Genomic DNA, 19,298 nt, shown 5'->3' with positions numbered 1-19,298 from the left:
CTATAGTAACAATGAAAAAGTACATTTTCATGGCTCTCTTAGGATTGAGCCTTTCTGTTCCCAAAGCCCACGCACAGTGGGTAGTAACCGACCCTGGCAATTTTGCCGGCAACATCGTCAATTCGGTCAAGGAGATTGCAACAGCTTCGAAGACGGTGAAGAACACCCTTGACGGTTTTAAGGAGGTAGAGAAACTCTACAACGATACCAAGAAGTATTATGATGCCCTGAAGAAGGTGAACAACCTCATCGGCGATGCCTACAAGGTCAAGGAGTGCATCCTGATGGTGGGCGACATCTCAGAGATTTACGTTACCTCGTATAAGAAGATGCTCTCGGACAAGAACTTCCGCCCTTCGGAACTCGCTGCGATGGCTTCGGGCTATGCCAAACTCTTGCAGCAGAGCGGTGAGAGTCTCAAGGAACTAAAATCCATTGTTAAGAGTAATGTCTTCTCGATGAACGACCACGAACGAATGCAGTCCATAGACCGCATCTATACCACGCTGAGGGAATACCGCTCGCTCGTGTCGTATTACACAAGGAAAAATATCTCTGTGAGCTACGTGCGTGCAAGGGAGAAGAACAACCTTGCCTCTGTTAAGGCACTCTATGGTAATACGGCAAGCAGGTATTGGTAAATCCACAGACAAAAAAGAACTTGAAAAAACTTTCATAAAAACACTTTTGCTTATGGATTTTGCCAGTTTACATGAGCTGCTACGCTCAACCTATGACGAGATGATGCCACTCTGTGCCCAGATGACGGGCATTGCCAAGGGCATTGCGGGTTTGGGTGCGCTCTTTTATATTGCTCTTCGGGTATGGGCTTCCATTGCCCGTGCCGAGGCGATAGACGTTTTTCCGCTTCTCCGACCTTTTGTCTTAGGCTTTTGCATCATGTTCTTTCCGACAGTCGTACTGGGTACGATGAATGCCGTTCTCTCGCCCGTGGTGCAGGGAACAGAGATGATGGTACACCAGCAGGAGGGGAACCTTGCAGAACTTACAGCCAAGCGGGACAAGTTGCAGGAGGAAGCCTACCTGCGCAATCCCGAAACAGCCTACCTTGTTTCCAACGAGAAGTTCGATGAGAAGATAGAGGAAATGGGCATCATCGGACCTGAAGATGCCGTGACGATAGCGGGTATGTATGCCGAGCGTGCTGCCTATCAGACCAAGCAGTGGATCATGAAGATGGTACACGACCTTTTGGAACTCCTGTTCCATGCTGCAGGACTTATCATCGACACGCTACGCACCTTCATACTCATCGTTCTTGCCATTCTCGGTCCGATAGTCTTCGGCATTGCTGTATGGGATGGTCTTGCTGGCTCACTTACGGCATGGTTCTCACGCTATATATCGGTCTATCTGTGGCTGCCTGTCAGTTCTATTCTTACGGCACTGCTAACGAAAATACAGGTGCTGATGATAGAGAAGGATATCGAAGCACTCAGTGACCCTAACTACCTGCCTGATTCGGGGACGTGGTACTACATCGTCTTCTTCCTTATCGGTATTGTAGGCTACTTCTGTGTACCTACCGTGGCAGGATGGATTATCGAAGCTGGTGGTGGTATCGGCTCTTACGGTCGTAATGTCAACCAGACAGCACAGCATGGTGCGCAAGGCGCATATACCGGTGGCAAGGCTGCTATGGCTGGCGCAGGTGCTGCTGTGGGAAATGTCGGTGGACGTATCAAAGGTGCACTGCTCAAAGGAAAATAGAAATCGAACAATAATGCTTAATTAATCAACAGATATAAAAGAAAAATGGAATTCAAATCACTTGGTAATATCGAGACCTCATTCAGGCAGATAAGACTCTATGCTTTTGTCTTTGCCATCGTCTGCGTGGCAGTAAGCGGTTATGCTGTCTATGCCTCGTACAGCTTCGCCAAGGAGCAGAGGGAGAAAATCTATGTGCTTGACCAGGGAAAGTCGCTCATGCTTGCCCTCAGTCAGGATGCAAGTCGTAATCGTCCCGTAGAGGCAAGAGAGCATGTACGCCGTTTCCATGAGCTGTTCTTCACCATCGCACCTGACAAGGATGCCATTGAGAAGAACATGGAGCGTGCCTTCGTGCTGTGTGACAAGTCGGCTTTCAACTATTACAAAGACTTGGCAGAGAAGGGCTATTATAACCGTGCCATATCGGGTAATGTCAATCAGCGCATAGAGGTGGACTCTATCCACTGCAACTTTAATACTTACCCTTATGCGGTAACGACTTATGCACGGGAGTTTATCGTCCGTCAGAGTAACGTTACAGAGCGCAGTCTTGTTACGACCTGCACGCTGCAGAACTCTGTCCGTTCGGACAATAACCCGCAAGGTTTTCTTATGGAGAACTTCCTTGTGAAGGAAAACAGGGATATACAGACTTATAAACGATAAGGCTATGGCAAGGAAAAGAAACTTTTTACTCTCACGTCACTATCTGCGCTTTCACCTATGGCTCCGCCATCGTTGTGAAAGGCTCACGATAAGGCAGAGAAAGGAAATCGTCTATGGGCTGAGTCTCATCTATCTGCTTTGCTCGCTTTGGATGATAGCACAGTTTTTCCTTCCTCCAAAGAAGGAGAAACTACCCATCCCCATGGGAAAGCTGACGGACAGTCCGATACGGACGGACAGCACTTTACAAGAGTTACACGGTAATTTTTATCTACAACATCATCAAACAATCAAAGAAAATGGATAATAAACAGAAAGAACAAATGAAGAAAGGCTTGGTCTTCGGAGGACTGGGACTGCTGTTTGCCCTCTCGATGTGGTTTATCTTCGCACCTTCGGGCAAGGATAAGACTGCAGCGGAGCAGGGACTCAATGACAGTATCCCGCAGGCAACGACAGAAAAGCTCACCGAAAACAAGCTCAAAGCCTATGAATTAGGCGACAAGGCACACGAGGAGGAACAGACCCGCGAGGAGATGGGCAGACTATCGGACTATTTCGCACAGAACACTGCTCCATCAGAGGAGCAGCGTGCAGAAACAGCCGCTTCTACGGCAAAGATAGAAAACTCCATGCATCGTTATGAGGAGAATAACCGCCTCTTGAACTCCTTCTACGCTCCTGACCCACACGAAGAGGAGCGTGAAGCCCTGCGCTCGGAGATAGATAATCTTAAAAAGGAGCTATCCTCCAAGAGCAGCAGGGAGGACAATGAGGAGAAACGGCAACTTGCCTTGATGGAAAAGAGCTATCAAATGGCAGCAAAGTATCTTCCAAAAGCATCAACTCCACCTACCTTCAATAATGGTCTGACGGCAGGAAAGGATAAGACGGAAGACACTGCAGGCGGCTCTGAAGCCGCTAAGGGCAAGACCATGCAGAATGAAAAGCCTGCAATGGAAGTTCTGCCGGAGCGTAGGCAGATAGTTTCTTCACTGGATCAGCCTATGAGCGATGTGTACTTTATGGAGGAATACAGCAAGAAAGCTCGGAACATGGGCTTTTATTCGCTTGCAAGCACGGCTGTACCTACAATGCGCAATACGCTCAAAGTCGTAGTGGACAGGACTACAGTTCTTAAAGAAGGTGACAATGTCGTACTCCGTCTGCTTGAAAGTGCCAAGGTAGAGGGGCTGCACATTCCACGGCAGAGCCGACTCATAGCAGTCGCCAAGATTGAGGGTAACCGTATGCACCTGCTTATCAAAAGCATAGAAGTGGACGGACATATCATAGCCGTCAAGCTCTCGGCATACGACACAGATGGGCAGGAGGGTGTGTATATACCAGGTTCGGAGGACATCAATGCACTTAAGGAAGTTGGGGCGAACATCGGTGGTTCAATGGGAACATCCTTTACCTTCGCTTCCTCTGCCAAGGACCAGATTATCTCCGAGGCTGCCCGTGGGGTGATGCAGGGTGCAAGTCAGCTACTTCAGAAGAAACTGCGCACCGTCAAGGTAACGCTCAAGAGTGGCTACCGCCTTTTCTTGGCTCAGTCTAAATAAAACAATCGAAAATGATTAGTAAAAAATAACATCAAATCAAAAGGAACAATGAAGAAAATTATTTTATCAATGGCTATGCTTGCCATGGTGGGAGCAACAGCCACAGCACAGGAAAACAATGATGGTCTGACACCGAGCCGTCCGCTTACTTCGGGCGAACTCTTTCAAGGTATGAGCCGTGCCATACCAACAGGGCGTGTCGTTCTGCCGTATGGTCTTGACGTTACCTTTGACAAGACCGTGCATCTTATCTTTCCTTCTGCCATACGCTATGTAGACTTAGGTTCGCAGAACATCATTGCAGGTAAGGCGGAGGATGCAGAGAATGTACTACGTGTAAAGGCTTCGGTGAAGGACTTTGAAACGGAAACCAATATGAGTGTCATCTGTGAGGACGGCTCTTTCTATGCTTTCAACGTAAAGTATGCTGATGAGCCAGAGAAACTCAGCATCGAAATGAAAGACTTCTTGTCACCAACGGACGGACGCCTGCCAAGCAATCGCTCTGATATTTACTTTAAGGAACTCGGTAACGAGTCGCCCGTATTAGTAAAGCTGATGATGCAGACTATCTATCAGAACGACAAGCGTACCATCAAGCATATCGGTGCACAGCAGTTCGGCATGAAGTTCCTGCTTCGTGGCTTGTACGCCCATAACGGCTTGCTGTATTTCCACACTCGTATGGAAAACGGTACGAATATGCCGTACTCGGTGGATTTTATCACCTTTAAGGTGGTAGATAAGAAGATGGCAAAGCGCACTGCCATACAGGAGCAGCTGTTGCAGCCGCTTCGTGCCTATCATCAGGTAATGCAGGTGCGTGGCATGAGTAGTGAACACGCTGTGTTTGCACTCGAGCAGTTTTCTCTTGCAGAAGACAAGCAGCTTGAAGTGACGCTCTATGAGAGAAATGGCGGTCGTACGCTGACCTTCTATGTGACGGCAGAAGACCTGCAACTGGCAAAGAAGATTGATAACCTCAAACTGAAGTGGTAGACATTATGAAGAAGAAAATCATTTTATCAGTTTGTGCAGCGGTGGCTATGACTTTCAGTCTGCCATCGCAGGCACAGCGACTGATACCCAAGCAAAGGGGAATAGAAGTCGTAGGGAGTGTTCCGCTTATCAAGGGTGAAAAATTCCTTGCAGCTGACAATTTCGGCATGGGAGCATCACTCACCCGATATTTGGGTCGTGAGAATTATACCTTTGTTATGGCAGAGTATGAACAGCAGAATATGCCGTACAGAAGTTATAACGTAAAACTCAAGGATGCTCTCTTGCAGGTGGGCTATATGCACCCTGTTCTCTCCGACAGAGGTAAGAACGTGTTTATCTATGGTGGCATATCCGCTTTGGGTGGCTATGAGCAACTGAATGAGGACAAAAAGTTGCTGCCCGATGGGGCGACACTGCTCGACCGCTCCCGCTTTGTCTATGGCGGTGCCGTGCATGGCTCAGTGGAAGTATTTCTAACGGACAGGGTTCTTTTTCTTGTAAAGGCGCAGGGACGTTTCCTCTTTGGAACGGACGTGCATCGTTTCCGTCCGGCTGTTTCTGCTGGACTAAGGTTTAACTTTTAAGTAGAAGAAAAGATGAAGAAGATATTGAATACGATTTGGGTAATGGGCGTACTGTCCCTTGCCGTGTTTTGCCTATCTGCTTGTGATAGGGATTTGGATGTTCAGCAGTCTTATCCGTTTACGGTGGAGACAATGCCGGTTCAGAAGGACATCATAAGGGGACAGACGGCTGAGATACGCTGCACACTCAAACGAGGCGGTGAGTTTGCCGACACTCGCTATACGATACGTTATTTCCAGTCTGACGGCAAAGGCTTGCTAAGAAATGATAATGGCACAGTCTTCAAGCCGAACGACCGCTATCCACTAACAAAGGATGTGTTTCGCCTATACTACACCTCGCTCTCAGCCGACCGCCAGACGATTGATGTATACGTGGAGGATAGTTTCGGTAAGGTTCAGCAGCTGACCTTTAGTTTTAACAACGAGCGAGAAGAGGGCAGGGACAAGGACAAGCCTGCATCTTCTCGCCACTAAGACCATAATGGATGCGAACGATAAATTCTTTCATTCTACTTTGTGTATTCTTCCTGTTCTGTCAGCCGACCCTTGCCCAGCGCAGGGTGCGGCTGGCAGACTTGCCACCTTTTGAGCGTGCGGTAGTTGTTGTGAAATACTTTGAAGGTATGCATACTTGGAAGAATTATCCGTATGTTGGCTATGGGCATCAGCTGCAACGGGGAGAGTACTTTACGGCAGATATGACGGAACGGCAGGCGGACTCACTGCTTCGTGCCGACCTTTGGAAATGCTTTGAACACTTCAAAGGCTATGGTAAGGATGCACTGCTGCTGACCTTGCTTGCCTACAATGTAGGAGTGGGGCGATTGCTCGGTTATGGCAATCACCCCAAAAGCCGACTGCTGCAAAAGATAGAGGCAGGGGATAGAAACATCTATCGGGAGTATGTTTCGTTCTGCCAATTTAAGGGAAAAGTTTTGAGTGGATTGGTCAAACGGAGGCAAGTGGAATTTGCCCTGTTTTATTTACTCTGATTATCAAAGACGCCTCTTGCGACATTTTTATGCTCCACAAGAGGCGTTTTCCTGTCGTTTTATTCGACTTTCTCGCTATGAATGAGTAACTTTGCAGAAACATTATAAAACTACATATTATGCTTCAAGGAGATAATATAACAATACGAAAGGTACACGGAATTGCGGATACTGACCTGCAGAAAATTAAAGCATTTCTACAAGGAGCAGTGTATTCTTGGTGTATAACTCGCAATGATGAATGGTTCTGTGCGAGGAATTTTATAGGAGGAGATAATTATTACTGGGAACATTATCCTTTGGGAATCCTCTATTTTCGTCATATAGATGCAGGTTATGACCATGATTATGCTTTTGACCAGGCTGCAAAAGATGCCGGTAAGATATTGAAAAGTGTTCTGCAAGAAGATAATCGGCTCTTTGAAACTGAGGGCGGTTATACTCGCCGTTATCGTTGGAAGAAACAATAAAAATATAAAATGGTAGCTATAGCATAAGTGTACACCTCTTCCCATTCCGAACAGAGAAGTTAAGCCTTATTGCGCCAATGGTACTACACTAAGTGGAAGAGTAGGTCGCTGCCAACGTCCACTAAATGAGTTCGGGACGTAAAACCAATAACGGTAGAACTCTTTATTTTAATGAATTATCTAAAATGAAGAAAATTGTATTTTTCAGAAAGTAGGTGATTGATTTAAGTAAAAAACTTAGTCAATCCCTACAAGGATTGTCCTCTGACAAGTCTGTGATGATTGTATGTAGCAATATAATTCCGCTAATTGTCGGACTATTTAATCCAATAGCAGGTATAATAGCTACGGCTGTTGTAATGTGCTATTAGTTGTATAACAGCAAGGATGCCAATTAGAAGATTGTTATAGTATCTAATAATATGATTCCTTTGATTATTGGCTTGATAAATCCAATAGCAGGCATAATATCAACAGTTGTTGTGACTTGCTATTAGTTGTTTAACAACAAAAAAGGAACAGATTAAGTTTCCGGAGCGGAGCAACGTGTTTGTTCCGCTTTTTTCATAAGATACCTCAATTCCGCAGCGTTTTTCCTTGTGAGGCGATTTTATATGTTGAGATGTCTTTTTGGGGCTCTATATGTTGATATGAGGATTATCGGGGCTTCTTGGGTCTTGCCGAAGCATGAAATTCCCCACCCAAATCAATGGGGAATATGAGAACCACAAAGAAATGCTGCCTATTCAAGGAATACTTCAGAATAGTATGCTTTGTTTGTATACAGGTTCAGAACGTTCCGCTTTCCTGTTCGCACCCATTTGGCTGGCACGCTGACGAAATGCAGGATAAAGGTTTTCAGTCTGCTTGTCTTTTTCAAAGGCTTGACCTTTTCGCTGATATGGCGGATGAGATAGAAGTTCTTCAGTATGGCGGTAACCATTATGAAAACCATGTTCTCAGCCATGAGGGAAAAGGGCAGATGTTCCAGTTATTCACATTGGTGTTTTCGTTACGGTTCTCACCTCCGACTATGATGCCCCCGATGGAAGCCCAGCCCGGGAAATAGCCATGATCCTGCTTGTAGGAATACTTTGCATCGAATTTGCGGGCAGGAATAAACTGGTGGTCAAAGCCCAGGTCAATATGGCTGCCCGCCTTTACAAGGTTCTCCCATTAAATGCGTAGATTGGAAACAGAACAAAGGCTTATACACCTGTCTGGTATGACTATCCCCAAACAGACGGTCTCACAAAAAGGGATAAAGCACAAGATAAGAATGCAGAAAAGGCAAATACTTACCATGTCCTTCCGTCTTCTACAAACAACTTATTCCCATATCAATCAATATTTGTAAACTATTTTCATGCAAATCAAAACTCAATACATGGTCTCTTGGCTTTGAAAAGACGCCCAATTGACTTGCAATAAACGCCCTTTTGAGGTCTAACTGACGCCCTTTTGAAGTCCAATTAAGCACCTGTTCTTGCACTGCTTTATAACTAACTGATTTACTGTTGGTTGCAAACTTGCTTTTTATATGTATTTTTGCCTTTATCTGCAGGTATTTTACCTGTAATTATGTCATGATTTTTCAAAATGTTGTCTGCGATTTTCAAAGTATTTACATGAAAAGGTTTTCTGCGTTGGAGGGTGATAATAAAGTAGGTAGCCAAGACAGTCTTGGCTATGTTTTATTTAATGAGCAACTCCAGTTCTTCCTTTAAAGCTATACGAAAAACATCCACGCTTTTAATGGAAGAACCCTTTATAAGCCCCATTCTCTGTATCATACGTAAAAGTAAGGTGTTCAGCTTTTCTGCTGCGTTGAAACTGTAAGACTTGCCAGAGGTTTCGCTCTTATAGACAATATTCTCTTCGGCAAGTTCCTTCAGTCCGCGCCCCACGGTGTCGGCACCGGGTAACAGCGTACCAGGTCTCTGTCTGAACTGTCCTGTAAGAGCATTGATGTCCTCAAGAAAATCCTCACCACAAAGATAACTGAAGAAGAGGGAGCCCAGGATTCTTTCATGACTGAATGCCTTGCCGTTGCATCTGCGTCTGCCCAACACGGATTCGGTAAGTTTTTCAAAGCCCAACTTTGAAAAAATGTCCATAATGTGATAAATTCTACCGAAGGAAGTGATATTCTCGCTTTTAATTGCTACCTTTGCCATGTCAGTTTTTTGCTTACTTATTATGTTTGCAGCACCAAGATAGGTGAATTTTCTGACATATCCAAGTGTTTTGAGAACTTTGTTTCTTAGGCACTTGGAGTTCTTACAAGAATTTATGCTGCGGAATTAAGGAATTTTATGTATTACCATAACTTAATACTTGTTCAAGATAAAATGAATGAAATCATCGAATATATTTTAGGAAAAGAGAATCTTCTTTTGGATATCCTCACCATTGTTTTCACTGTTATGTATTCATTATCTGTAATTCGCTTGTTAGGAAAGCTGAAAGCTCGAAAATTAGAACGGAAAAAGATATTTATTAATACTTTTATCACGGGTATGTCAGATAATACTATTGCAAATTCAACTGATTTATTGAATATATATTCTGGAATAACAAAATTGAGTCCCGAAGATTTAACAAACAGACAGGACTTAAATAAATGGCTTAGGGAGATTCTTGCTAAACTTATAAATAAAGAAGTTGGACAAGATTTAGTACAAGATAAAGTAATAGAAATAAAGGAAAAAATTACGAATTTCATTAAAGAAAACGAAACCACTAATCCTTATACAGACTTGCCAGATACAGAGCGAAGTATAATTAATGATTTGAGTGCATTTAATAAATTAGGTGACCAAAATTCTATAAATAGAAAACTAAGCGAATTGAGTAGTGTTATTATTACTAGACATGAACAACAGAAGAAAATTGAAAATTTGAATAAATGGTCTATTCCGTTAGCAATTATCGGAATGGTTTTGACTATCATATTTGGGATTTTATCTATAATCTAACGTAAGTTTGATTAATTTGAACAAGTCTTGACTATTACAATTAATTCAATTTACCAAATTATTAACAACAATGTTTTCACCGAGTTCACGTCAAATATGTACTTTTTGATTATCGATTAAAGTATTTGGTATGCAAATAGAGTTTTGCAGAGTTCAATATTATAGAGATTTCGTAATCAAATGAGTAGTGATATCCTTGGGTACATGAGAACCGCCACAGAAGTAGATACTCATGAGAAAACGGATGATTTCGCTGTACTGATAACCGAACGATCTACACCTTAGGCGAAGGTTGAGTCGATTACAGATGATAATGTGGAGTCAAATTGCTCCATGATTGAAAATAATCCCCCAAAGGAGTGAGTCTCTCAGATTTAATTTGTATCTTCGCCATGTTTATCGTCGGATTCTCTTGTTTTCTTTGCAACACTAAGACAAGCGAAAATTCCGACATGGCAAAATCCTGATCACCTTTTTGTTGCTCAGGTACTTAAAAAGTTTAATTTATAATAGTGTTGCGGAATTAAGAATAATTGCTATGTACAGAGGATTCAATTTACTATTAGGGAATAATTTCTTCCGTGGATGGGATTTTGAAGGTTTAAAAGAAGTAGGCTCGGATAGTTTCTCAAGTCAAAAAACAAGTATCGAAGAGAAAATAAACTCTTTTGTAAGAAATGATGGCTCACTTGATGGAAGTATGATGAAAGCTAATTGGTTTCCACAAATAAAGGCGAATATTTTTATATCACACTCACATAAAGACATTAATCTTGCTCTTGCTCTCGTTGGATGGCTAAAAGAGACTTTTGGATTAACCGCATTTATTGATTCATGCGTTTGGGGATATGCTAATGAGCTGCTAAAAATGATAGATAAAGAGTATTGTTATCAAAAAGAAACCAATACATACAATTATCAAAAGCGTAATTACTCTACGAGTCATATCCATATGATGCTTTCTGTGGCGCTCACTCAAATGATAGACAATACAGAGTGTTTGTTTTTCCTGAATACTCCCAACTCAATTACACCTAACACAATCATAAACCAGACAGAATCACCTTGGATTTATTCAGAGATTGCGATGTCCAGGCTTATTAGAAAAAAGAACTTAAAGAGCACAGAGGTGTAGCACTTATGGAATCTCAAAGAGCATTTGCTGAAGGTGGAACTCTTAACGTTCGATACGACTTGCCAATTGACCATCTTACAGTTATTTGTGCAAATCATCTAAAACAATGGATGGAGGTTTGGAATATAGGTTCTCAGAATTCTAAATATCTTGCATTGGATATTTTATATAACTCAACAATACAACGAAATGGATAATAAAAAGTTAGAGATTTTGGAAAGCCCTGCGGTACAATCTCACATATCAATGCTTCAAGGGATCATCAATAGAATGGCGGGAAATAGTGCAAACTGCAAGAATTGGACAGTTACTCTTGTTGCAGCAATGTTGGTTCTTCTTGTAGATAAGAATATGCAAATACCAAATGCGTGGATTTGTCTTATTCCTATAGGTCTGTTTTATCTACTTGATTGTTACTACTTAGGGTTAGAACGATTGTGTATCTCATCTCAAAAATCCTTTTTGGAAAGAATTTGCAATAATGGTGATTATATAGAGAACTTATACAAGGTGGAGGAACTCAAAGATAAATGCGACCAAATTTGCAATACAATTAAAGCAATGATGTCTGTTTCTACAACCCCATTTTATTTGATAGTGGCTATAGTCGTTTTATTCTTTGGTGCATAATTGGTGGGTAATAGTGGGACGAACGAAAAGAAAATATAATGCAGAATTAATTCGTTTTCAAAAAACACTCAGGAAACCAATTCGTAATGTTTTAAGCATAATGCCTAAAGGGTTTACTGATGAAGAGTTTTTATCCGAATTTAAGCTCTTATATTCGTATTTATGGGATGATGTCTGTGCTAAGGCTCAGGAATATCGAAGAATGGATGATGGCTTGAAAAAGAAGGGCTTTCCCAAACGATATTTCTTTCCTTCTCCTGTGGTGTACATCAAAAAAGTATCTGCACCAATAATTAAGAATAAAGGACTGCATCAAAAGCTTATCTTGTATGCTGAAGAGAGAGAAAAATTCAGAAATTCTCTGATTGAAAAATGTACAATAAAAAGAGAGGAGAGAGAGGCAAGATTAGAGGCAAACTTAAAATACACACAGAAAGTAACTCCCACTTATTCCAATTATTACATCCAAACTTACTTTCATTGTAAACGAACTAATCCGATTGATGTTGATACTCGGTATGCTGTATTAGTTGAAGCCTCTAAGTATAAAAGTCCTGTAACCATAAAGTTTCTTCATAAAGTAAATGCATCGGAAAGAAACTACCATCTTCGATATTTTGCATTTCAAGCCTTGCAAAAGTTTGGGGTAAAAGAGGTCCGTTTGCGTAAAAACAGGAAAGGGAAGAAAAAAGTTGGAGACAAAATAGTCCCAACACCTATTGAAACTCCAGATGATTTAATTCATTCTATCTATAATTCTCAATTAGAACAAATGAAAAAGTTTGATTTATTCCTATCGCATAGTTCCTTTGATAGTGAGTTACTCTTAAGCCTAAAATCAGTATTAAATCATAGTAATGTGAATGTTTATGTTGATTGGGTTAGTGATAGAAATGCGCTAAAAAGAGAATTGACCAATGTCAATACTGCTAACACTATTGTTGAAAGATTAAAATCAGCAAAAGCGTTACTATATATACATACGGAAGCAAGTCAAAACTCAAAATGGACACCTTGGGAATTGGGCTTCTTTCATGCTTTAAAAGGAAAAATTTGCATATACAATCCTGACAATATAGAGAAAGCTCCCTATTTGGATATATACCCAACTGCAGTTTTAGAGGGAGATAAACTACTTGTCGAAACGAAAGAAAAGAGAATCTCTATAAAAGAATGGATTGAACAACAGGCCGAATAAATGTAATTTCAGTGACTTTCTTTTGCTATTATTCTGAAGGAAATTTTTGCACTTTCGTTATTCTACTTATTCGTTTGTTGGGATGTTTGTCAAAAGCCCAATTTATTTCATCATCGGACAAAGTACTATGGATGCTTCCACCCATGAACAGCCCACAATCTTGCAGGACTTTCTGCCGTGCGTCTTCTTTGTTCTCCGCAACCACATCAAACACTCCATCGAAGATGTATTGCGTCCGAACTCTGTAAACTTTCTTCTTCATAATCTTAAAATTCAACCTTTAATAATCTGTATTCCTTTGGCTCTCCATTGGATAATCTGCGGTGTTTGAGCCAAAAGTGATGTGCGCCATAGCCGTATGCAAAGAACTTATCAAGCTCTGTTTCTTCAGCTATTTTGTTGATAGCTGACCTTAACTCCTCTTTGCTGTCGGATAGGGTTATTGCGTTGATAACCCTAATGAGAATATGCGGTATCTCGTCCGTATAGTTATAGATGATGTTTTCAATCTCTGTCTTCATATCTCTGATAATTTAACGGTTCATACTTTATGCTGTTGCTTTCATTCTTCGGCTTATAAGTCCTCGATTGGCATTGACAAGGTTTACTATCTGCTCGTGGTATACTGTGTTCTTGTTGCATACTCCACGACTTTGTATCACTTCCAAAGTTCGTAATGATACTTCAATGGTTTCTATTCGCTTGCCTTCAATGGTAGCCGAAAGGATAAGGGAGTCCTCCTTGAGGTAGTATGCATTAGAGAATACGCAATGGTGCATTGATACACCTTCTTCTAAATGCTCCTGCACGCTCTCCAACACGTGGACTTGGATTATGCCGTCCGTAAAACAGATACCGAAAAACTTGGATTTGAGTTCCTTGAAACGCTTTTCATCTTCTATTGCCTTCTTTTGTTTCTGTTCTATTTCCTCCCTTTCACGCAATCTGAGAAGTTCCTCGTGTCTGCGGTCGTGTTCGGCTTTAAGGTCAGTTGGACATAAATATTTTGGATTATGAATATCCTTACCTAATCTTCTAAGTGTATCTACATAATCATTCCAAAGAGAAATGTCTGCTATCTCATAGCCGTTACGGACTGCAATCTTGTAGGACTGCCATAGTTCCTCAAAAGTCCTCCTGTTACCAAGAAAGTATCGTAAATGGTCTGTTCGACCTGCCTTTAGCAATGTTTCCACTCGGCTGTCTGTAAGTAATGCAGGAATAAACTTAGTAGGCACGATGCCATAGAAATTATCCTTAAAACCATTTCTGCGAAGTATATCTGTAACCTTGAACTTCGGATATATCGGTGAGTAGGCAATATGCTGATAGGCTTCATTATCGTTGCGTATCGCCATAGGACTATAATAGGAAAAGGTATCAACATAGTGTCCCAATACCCTCTGTATGGCAACCACAGTTTTTCGTCCCTGCATATTCCACCAATATTGCCCAATCTCAATTATAGAAGTCTGTGCTTTGTAACCTTTCTCCATACCCACAACAAGTAGGAACATACGTAATACTTGAAACTCTCCACAAGTGGTAAGTATGGTGAAATACTGCTTCTGCTGCAACTTACGTTCGTAGGTTTTCTTGACCTGCAACTTTGCCCTGCAATGAGGGCAAGTGCAAGTTTCTCTATGTTTGTCCATTACCCAACTATGCCCACAATCCATACAAGTGGTGCGACCTTTTGGCAAGCGGTAGGCAAAGTGGTCTATGCACTCACGAAATGCCCACTTGTCTTGTGTCTTGGTTATTGGGCGAAGATGCTTGCTCTGTTCCAAAACTGCCTTTTCAAATTTGTTTCTCGGTTTCATAGGCTTAAAAATCAAATAATGATGGTTGTACTTGGGTTGCTATGTTCTCGGTCTTTTTCACTCGTGCGTTACGGCTCTGTAACTTGGCAAGTTCCTCACGCTGATATTGCTTAATGGCTTCCTGCCTTGCTTCGGCTTTTTCTTCCTCTGTGAGTTCTACAATGTGATTGACGGCAACTTGGCAAGAAATAGCCTTGCCGACCTCTATATCGTCCTCATCGTAGTAGTGAACAGCCATAGAGAAGATTTCATCATCATCAAAGCCGTTGCAACCGCTTTTCTGCACTTCATTAAGAATGTAGGTGATGCACTCCTCGATATTCTTGTTCGGTTTCATCAAGTTAGGGGCAAACAAGGGGTCTGTCATAGCACGCTGATTGAGATACTCGGCTATTGTCCGTGTGAAATGTTCTGTTCCTTTCATATTGCTTAGTATTTTGGGATTTCTACTATTTGATTGATGCGTCCATACAGGTAGGCTCTTAGGCTTGTTCTGTCGGGTGCGTAATACTCTGTCCATTGTCCGTACTGATTGACAAGATATTTCTTCAGCACGTCAAAGAAGTCAAAGCGATAGCCTTGTAGGGGAACGGCTGTACGGAAATAGGTGTTAGAGTTCACTGCTTCACATAGCCAATTCTTTTCCTCACGGCTCATACACTCGCCACGATTGAGTTTCACACGCAGGAGATATACTTTGCTATTACAAAGGCTCTCCAACGGGGGAACGTCCCATTGTACAAACTTAATTGCCAATACTTGCTCACTTTTTTCAGCCGTAGGGTTAATGCGGTAATGAGAGGAGGAGTTATATCCTTTTCTGTTCATCGAAGATGTTGTATTTGGCTTTCCCTTCGGTCGCCCTCTTCGAGTTCCTTTTTGCTTATCCATAGCGACATTTTTTTTATGCGTCCAAAGATCGGAGTATGCTGATTCCTTTTTGTAGCAAAATAGAGGTAGCGGGGTGGGCTTGCACAAGGTTTTGGCGGAAAATACTACCCGTAGGTGTGGAGATTTTCCAGACAAACCAAGTGGCTTAGGACCTTGGGAAAGCCACAAGCCCCGTACTACCTTTGCGGATAAAAAGGGAACAGCATCCGTCTCCTTGTCATCGCATATCGTGGAGCATAGGAAAAGAAGCGAAAGTGCAACGCTCGTAGTGGAAAATAGAAAAGGTGGCTATCTCAATATGCGAGATAACCACCTGATGAAATCAAATGGAAAGTTTTTACAGAGCTATGCTTCTTAAAGCACGCAAAGCAGGATTGCACAGAGAATTGCCAGCCAGAAGAGAATGCTCAGCAGCGTAATTGTCACTTTTAGAATTACCCTGACTATAAAGCGTAGTATCAGAAAACCTGCAATGACAGAGACGGCAGTTACGACTTGCGGCGTTACCATCTTCGAGATAAACCAAATGGCACCGATAACGACGGAAAGCAGGATAGTGAGTTCGATGAAGCGTGTCCAACCGAAACGGCGGACTTGCTTGAGAGAAGTCGGCTGCTGCTTGATATTATCGGTTTTGTTCGATGCGTCTGCCTTGATGAAGGCAGGTGTGTGGACGTCTTGATTCATGATGATTGTATTCATATCGGAGCTTTTTATAGTTTCAAGAGCAATAACAAGATACTCTTCCACACAAAGCCAAGTGTTTGTAAAACTATTGGTGTGTGGAGAAGAGTGGTTATCTTGGCTCTTGACACTACAAAAGCTTCCGATGGTATTACATCAAGTCATGTTCTCACTATCGACGGTTGGCAGACCATTAACCTCGATGATCAGAACGATTGTCCCTGTCAGTTCGGTGTAGAGTTTCTCATACTCTGGACTTGCACCAAAATCGTCCGTCAGTTCATACTTATTGAAAACGCTTTGCACAGCCTTATTCTTCAAAAGTATTGGTGTTAGTCTTTCTGGAAGAGGAGAAGGGAGTTCTTTCTCAAACTCATTCTCTAAGATAGAGACAAGCGTGTCATACTTGGAAAAATGTAAACCTTGATATAATACTTCGCTTGCCATACTCTCAGCTTCGGGATGCGAGAAGCCTTGTGCCACTGCATCGCAGTAGGTGGTAAGAGCTTCGTCGGCTCTTGCCGTTATGAATGGTTTATCACCCAGCATTTCGGGGAAATGCTCACTGAGGTAGTTCTCTAATTTCAATCGGAAGTAAGATAGTTCTTTCTTTGTTTCCATAATCGTCTATTATTTTAGGGTTATACATTAATATATTATATGCCCATGGCTGTATTGAACTTACTGAGCTTTCCAGCCAGTTCTTCCATGTCTCGTTCCACTTTCTTGTTTGTTATTCGTGCATAAATCTGAGTTATTCTGATATTTGTATGTCCAAGCATCTTTGATACAGACTCCATTGGTACCCCTTTGGATATAGACATAGTGGCGAAAGTATGCCTTGCCATGTGGAAGGTCAGATTCTTTTTTATGCCACAAAGGTCGGCAATTTCTTTCAAATATGAGTTGATACGCTGGTTGCTCAACATAGGAAAGACTTTCCCCCCTTTTCTATTGATGTCGTAGTACTTTCTTATAATGGCAAGTGGAATGTCCAGTAACATGACGTTTTCATCTACGCTTGTCTTGTATCTCTTGGTGATAAGCCATTGTCTGTCTTCTACGGTAACAATTTTATCGTAGGTAAGATTATATACGTCAATGTAGGCTAATCCCGTGAAGCAGGAAAAAATAAAAATATTCTTTACTAACTCCAGCCGTTCTATGTCAAAGTGCTTCTTCATAATACGGAGTACCTCTTCTTCTGTGAGGTAGCCACGATCTACCAATTCATAGCGCAGCTTGTGATTCGCAAATGGATCATGCATGATAAGTCCTCTGTTCCTCGCATAGTTCACGACCGTTTTCAGGTTTCTCAATTTCTTGGTGGTTGTGTTATGCACACCACCTACAACAGATGTAAGGTATAATTCGAAGTCCTGAACAACGGCACTTGTCAGTTCTGTCAGTCCAATATCCTTGCGATGATACTTTGCTTGTAGGAAATCCTGAAAGTTCTGCCTCACCACCTTATACTTATAAAAAGTACACTTAGTTAATGTCTTGCCAACTTGTTGTGTGATGGAGTCTATGTACTTGTCAAAGACTGGCAGAAAAGTTGTATATTCTTTGTCTGTACCAAGGAATACCGACCTGATAAGGTCTATGGAAAGTTCCTCTGATGTTTCATATTTCCTGTAAATCTGCATCAGCGTTGTTGTCAGTGCATCTATAGAAGCATTAATGGAGAGTGCTTCTGCTGTTCTGCCAATCATTCTGCTGGTTTTGTTACTCCACTTGGATTTATCCACAAAAATTTTAGTGGATCCAAGATTCGCCTTTTCGCCACCGAGATATATTCGGAGCATTACAGGTGATTTTCCTTCTTTGTTCTCATAGTTGGAACGTAGGTAGTAGGATACCTTGAAAGTTGTTTTCATAACGCATCATTTTAGTGTAGCTTTTTGGCTACAAAGTTCGACATAAGTTCTTGAAAACGAAAGTTTTGCATGCCGTCAATTTGATAGTCATTTTCCATTCATTGCTACATTTTTTTGAGAGCCTGCTTTTGTGTAGCAATTTCTGTAGCAGAAAATGACCGAATGATGACTATCAAAAGGTATAGTTTGGCAGTCAAACGGATATGGATAAAAAACAAAAAATCGCTGTAAAACCTTGATTTTACAGCGATTATCCTTGTTTTGAAGGCTAAAATGACGTATTGTTTGACGTCCTTTTGAAACCTATTTGTGGACCAGGCAGGAAGAAAAATGCTGCAGAACTCATTGCCACCTATGAACGCGAACGAGGAAAGGACTGCCGTAAGTATAAATGTCGATATATTCAGCTCAGCGGACACTTAGGAGATATACCTGTAAGAATCTTCCTCATCAAGTATGGTAGGAACTCCGCATGGAACGTCCTGCTCACCACGGATACAACGATGTCTTTCGTAAAAGCCTTTGAAGTGTATCAGATTAGATGGAACATAGAGGTGATGAACAAGGAGACTAAGCAATATCTCGGATTAGGAGGTTATCAAGGTTGCGACTTTAATGGTCAGATAGCTGACGCAACGCTGTGTTACCTTACATATACTGTCATGGCTTTGGAAAAGAGATTCACAGAATATCAAACCATGGGCGAACTCTTTTCGGATATGGAGGACGACCTCATGGCACTCACGTTATGAAAGCGAGTTCTTGCCTGTATTGAACGCATTCTTCGTATTTTAGGAGAAACACTTGGGATTGACGCCCCAACATCTTATGGCTACGATCAGTGGCAACGACAAAGAGTTGAGCAAAATCCTTGTAATGGCTGAAGCGTTGGAAAAATGTGATGAAGTATATGGACAGACAGAATAACTTCTATTAGTCATGTGTTAAAAGTCAATGAATATGGGGGACGACAAGCAAAGGGAAATGAGAAAAAACAGTGTTTGAAAGGGTGGGAAACTTTAGTGAATAATAGATAGTGAAGAGATTCTATTACATATAA

Annotated in this window: 24 protein-coding genes, 1 rRNA gene and 3 pseudogenes; 17 read left to right on the top strand and 11 right to left on the bottom strand. The window is 41.8% G+C overall.

All coding sequences use genetic code 11. The features are described 5' to 3' along the window. Positions 1–11 precede the first annotated feature (11 nt). The 11 genes from HMPREF0666_RS12445 to rrf all read left to right on the top strand — a co-directional run bounded on the left by HMPREF0666_RS12445 (position 12) and on the right by rrf (position 7,136). Positions 12–641 (top strand): DUF4141 domain-containing protein, encoded by a 630-nt coding sequence (locus tag HMPREF0666_RS12445; RefSeq protein ID WP_006046157.1) that lies wholly within the window; start codon positions 12–14, stop codon positions 639–641. 52 nt (positions 642–693) lie between these two features. Then, the gene (traJ, locus tag HMPREF0666_RS12440; RefSeq protein ID WP_004372732.1) at positions 694–1,731 is read left to right on the top strand and encodes a conjugative transposon protein TraJ; all 1,038 of its coding nucleotides are present in this window, start codon (positions 694–696) and stop codon (positions 1,729–1,731) included. A 45-nt stretch (positions 1,732–1,776) separates the two neighbouring features. Next, on the top strand, positions 1,777–2,400 hold the full coding sequence (traK, locus tag HMPREF0666_RS12435) for a conjugative transposon protein TraK (protein WP_004353758.1): 624 nt from the start codon (positions 1,777–1,779) through the stop codon (positions 2,398–2,400). 4 nt (positions 2,401–2,404) lie between these two features. Next, complete coding sequence (locus HMPREF0666_RS12430; protein WP_009012714.1) at positions 2,405–2,707, top strand: hypothetical protein; 303 nt, start codon at positions 2,405–2,407, stop codon at positions 2,705–2,707. Continuing rightward, positions 2,700–3,968 carry a conjugative transposon protein TraM gene (gene traM / locus HMPREF0666_RS12425; protein ID WP_042856350.1) on the top strand — a complete coding sequence of 423 codons (1,269 nt, stop codon included), beginning with the start codon at positions 2,700–2,702 and terminating at the stop codon, positions 3,966–3,968. The genes HMPREF0666_RS12430 and traM overlap by 8 nt, the downstream gene beginning before the upstream one ends. Positions 3,969–4,016: 48 nt before the next feature. Further along, positions 4,017–4,967, top strand: coding sequence for a conjugative transposon protein TraN (gene traN, locus HMPREF0666_RS12420; protein ID WP_009012712.1), 951 nt, complete (start codon positions 4,017–4,019; stop codon positions 4,965–4,967). A gap of 5 nt (positions 4,968–4,972) precedes the next feature. Continuing rightward, positions 4,973–5,554, top strand: coding sequence for a conjugal transfer protein TraO (locus HMPREF0666_RS12415; RefSeq protein WP_009012711.1), 582 nt, complete (start codon positions 4,973–4,975; stop codon positions 5,552–5,554). Between the two features lie 12 nt (positions 5,555–5,566). Then, complete coding sequence (locus HMPREF0666_RS12410) at positions 5,567–6,031, top strand: DUF3872 domain-containing protein (protein WP_009012710.1); 465 nt, start codon at positions 5,567–5,569, stop codon at positions 6,029–6,031. 11 nt (positions 6,032–6,042) lie between these two features. Beyond that, the gene (locus tag HMPREF0666_RS12405; RefSeq protein WP_009012709.1) at positions 6,043–6,549 is read left to right on the top strand and encodes a lysozyme; all 507 of its coding nucleotides are present in this window, start codon (positions 6,043–6,045) and stop codon (positions 6,547–6,549) included. A 119-nt stretch (positions 6,550–6,668) separates the two neighbouring features. Continuing rightward, complete coding sequence (locus HMPREF0666_RS12400; protein WP_009012708.1) at positions 6,669–7,019, top strand: hypothetical protein; 351 nt, start codon at positions 6,669–6,671, stop codon at positions 7,017–7,019. Between the two features lie 8 nt (positions 7,020–7,027). Then, positions 7,028–7,136, top strand: a 5S ribosomal RNA gene (gene rrf, locus HMPREF0666_RS12395). 625 nt (positions 7,137–7,761) lie between these two features. Here rrf and HMPREF0666_RS18160 read toward each other — a convergent pair. Together HMPREF0666_RS18160 and HMPREF0666_RS12385 are read right to left on the bottom strand one after the other, a co-directional pair. Continuing rightward, entirely contained in the window at positions 7,762–7,986 is a 225-nt protein-coding gene (locus HMPREF0666_RS18160) for a hypothetical protein (protein WP_232214104.1), read from the bottom strand. Between the two features lie 789 nt (positions 7,987–8,775). Further along, positions 8,776–9,196: pseudogene (locus HMPREF0666_RS12385) on the bottom strand (IS1380 family transposase); the annotation flags it as partial. A 174-nt stretch (positions 9,197–9,370) separates the two neighbouring features. Here HMPREF0666_RS12385 and HMPREF0666_RS12380 point away from each other — a divergent pair. Continuing rightward, the gene (locus tag HMPREF0666_RS12380; protein ID WP_157600284.1) at positions 9,371–9,997 is read left to right on the top strand and encodes a hypothetical protein; all 627 of its coding nucleotides are present in this window, start codon (positions 9,371–9,373) and stop codon (positions 9,995–9,997) included. A gap of 174 nt (positions 9,998–10,171) precedes the next feature. Here the strand turns inward: HMPREF0666_RS12380 and HMPREF0666_RS17425 are convergent. Continuing rightward, positions 10,172–10,391 (bottom strand): annotated as a pseudogene (locus HMPREF0666_RS17425) (IS1380 family transposase); the annotation flags it as partial. A 144-nt stretch (positions 10,392–10,535) separates the two neighbouring features. On the opposite strand from HMPREF0666_RS17425, the gene HMPREF0666_RS12375 reads away from it, so the two are divergent. The 3 genes from HMPREF0666_RS12375 to HMPREF0666_RS12365 all read left to right on the top strand — a co-directional run bounded on the left by HMPREF0666_RS12375 (position 10,536) and on the right by HMPREF0666_RS12365 (position 12,960). Beyond that, positions 10,536–11,132, top strand: coding sequence for a hypothetical protein (locus tag HMPREF0666_RS12375; RefSeq protein ID WP_009012704.1), 597 nt, complete (start codon positions 10,536–10,538; stop codon positions 11,130–11,132). A 189-nt stretch (positions 11,133–11,321) separates the two neighbouring features. Further along, on the top strand, positions 11,322–11,762 hold the full coding sequence (locus tag HMPREF0666_RS12370) for a hypothetical protein (RefSeq protein ID WP_009012703.1): 441 nt from the start codon (positions 11,322–11,324) through the stop codon (positions 11,760–11,762). Positions 11,763–11,775: 13 nt separating this feature from the next. Further along, positions 11,776–12,960, top strand: a complete 1,185-nt coding sequence (locus tag HMPREF0666_RS12365) for a hypothetical protein (protein ID WP_042856347.1) — start codon at positions 11,776–11,778, stop codon at positions 12,958–12,960. A gap of 28 nt (positions 12,961–12,988) precedes the next feature. Here HMPREF0666_RS12365 and HMPREF0666_RS12360 read toward each other — a convergent pair whose 3' ends face one another. Genes HMPREF0666_RS12360 through HMPREF0666_RS12340 form a run of 5 tightly spaced genes read right to left on the bottom strand, consistent with a single transcriptional unit; the run spans position 12,989 to position 15,674 of the window. Next, positions 12,989–13,222 carry a hypothetical protein gene (locus tag HMPREF0666_RS12360; RefSeq protein WP_042856359.1) on the bottom strand — a complete coding sequence of 78 codons (234 nt, stop codon included), beginning with the start codon at positions 13,220–13,222 and terminating at the stop codon, positions 12,989–12,991. A 4-nt stretch (positions 13,223–13,226) separates the two neighbouring features. Then, complete coding sequence (locus HMPREF0666_RS12355) at positions 13,227–13,481, bottom strand: hypothetical protein (RefSeq protein WP_009012701.1); 255 nt, start codon at positions 13,479–13,481, stop codon at positions 13,227–13,229. 27 nt (positions 13,482–13,508) lie between these two features. Continuing rightward, a complete protein-coding gene (locus HMPREF0666_RS12350) occupies positions 13,509–14,783 on the bottom strand; it encodes a PcfJ domain-containing protein (RefSeq protein ID WP_009012700.1) in 1,275 nt (424 codons plus the stop codon). Positions 14,784–14,787: 4 nt separating this feature from the next. Further along, complete coding sequence (locus HMPREF0666_RS12345; protein ID WP_006256421.1) at positions 14,788–15,207, bottom strand: PcfK-like family protein; 420 nt, start codon at positions 15,205–15,207, stop codon at positions 14,788–14,790. 5 nt (positions 15,208–15,212) lie between these two features. Then, positions 15,213–15,674 (bottom strand): hypothetical protein, encoded by a 462-nt coding sequence (locus HMPREF0666_RS12340; protein WP_009012699.1) that lies wholly within the window; start codon positions 15,672–15,674, stop codon positions 15,213–15,215. A gap of 91 nt (positions 15,675–15,765) precedes the next feature. Between HMPREF0666_RS12340 and HMPREF0666_RS17670 the strand changes: the two genes are divergently transcribed. Further along, on the top strand, positions 15,766–16,032 hold the full coding sequence (locus HMPREF0666_RS17670; RefSeq protein WP_198010550.1) for a hypothetical protein: 267 nt from the start codon (positions 15,766–15,768) through the stop codon (positions 16,030–16,032). On the opposite strand, the gene HMPREF0666_RS12330 is transcribed toward HMPREF0666_RS17670, so the two are convergent. From HMPREF0666_RS12330 to HMPREF0666_RS12320, 3 genes are all read right to left on the bottom strand, one after another. Beyond that, on the bottom strand, positions 16,029–16,376 hold the full coding sequence (locus HMPREF0666_RS12330; protein ID WP_009012698.1) for a hypothetical protein: 348 nt from the start codon (positions 16,374–16,376) through the stop codon (positions 16,029–16,031). The genes HMPREF0666_RS17670 and HMPREF0666_RS12330 overlap by 4 nt on opposite strands. 138 nt (positions 16,377–16,514) lie before the next feature. Then, the gene (locus HMPREF0666_RS12325; protein WP_009012697.1) at positions 16,515–16,979 is read right to left on the bottom strand and encodes a DUF1896 domain-containing protein; all 465 of its coding nucleotides are present in this window, start codon (positions 16,977–16,979) and stop codon (positions 16,515–16,517) included. 35 nt (positions 16,980–17,014) lie between these two features. Further along, positions 17,015–18,238, bottom strand: coding sequence for a site-specific integrase (locus tag HMPREF0666_RS12320; protein WP_009012696.1), 1,224 nt, complete (start codon positions 18,236–18,238; stop codon positions 17,015–17,017). A gap of 317 nt (positions 18,239–18,555) precedes the next feature. Here HMPREF0666_RS12320 and HMPREF0666_RS16145 point away from each other — a divergent pair. Beyond that, positions 18,556–19,165 (top strand): annotated as a pseudogene (locus tag HMPREF0666_RS16145) (IS4 family transposase); the annotation flags it as partial. Positions 19,166–19,298 lie beyond the last annotated feature (133 nt).

The organism is Prevotella sp. C561 (assembly GCF_000224595.1).
In the GTDB taxonomy this organism is placed as follows: domain Bacteria; phylum Bacteroidota; class Bacteroidia; order Bacteroidales; family Bacteroidaceae; genus Prevotella; species Prevotella jejuni.
This window is presented reverse-complemented; position numbering and strand designations above follow the sequence as displayed.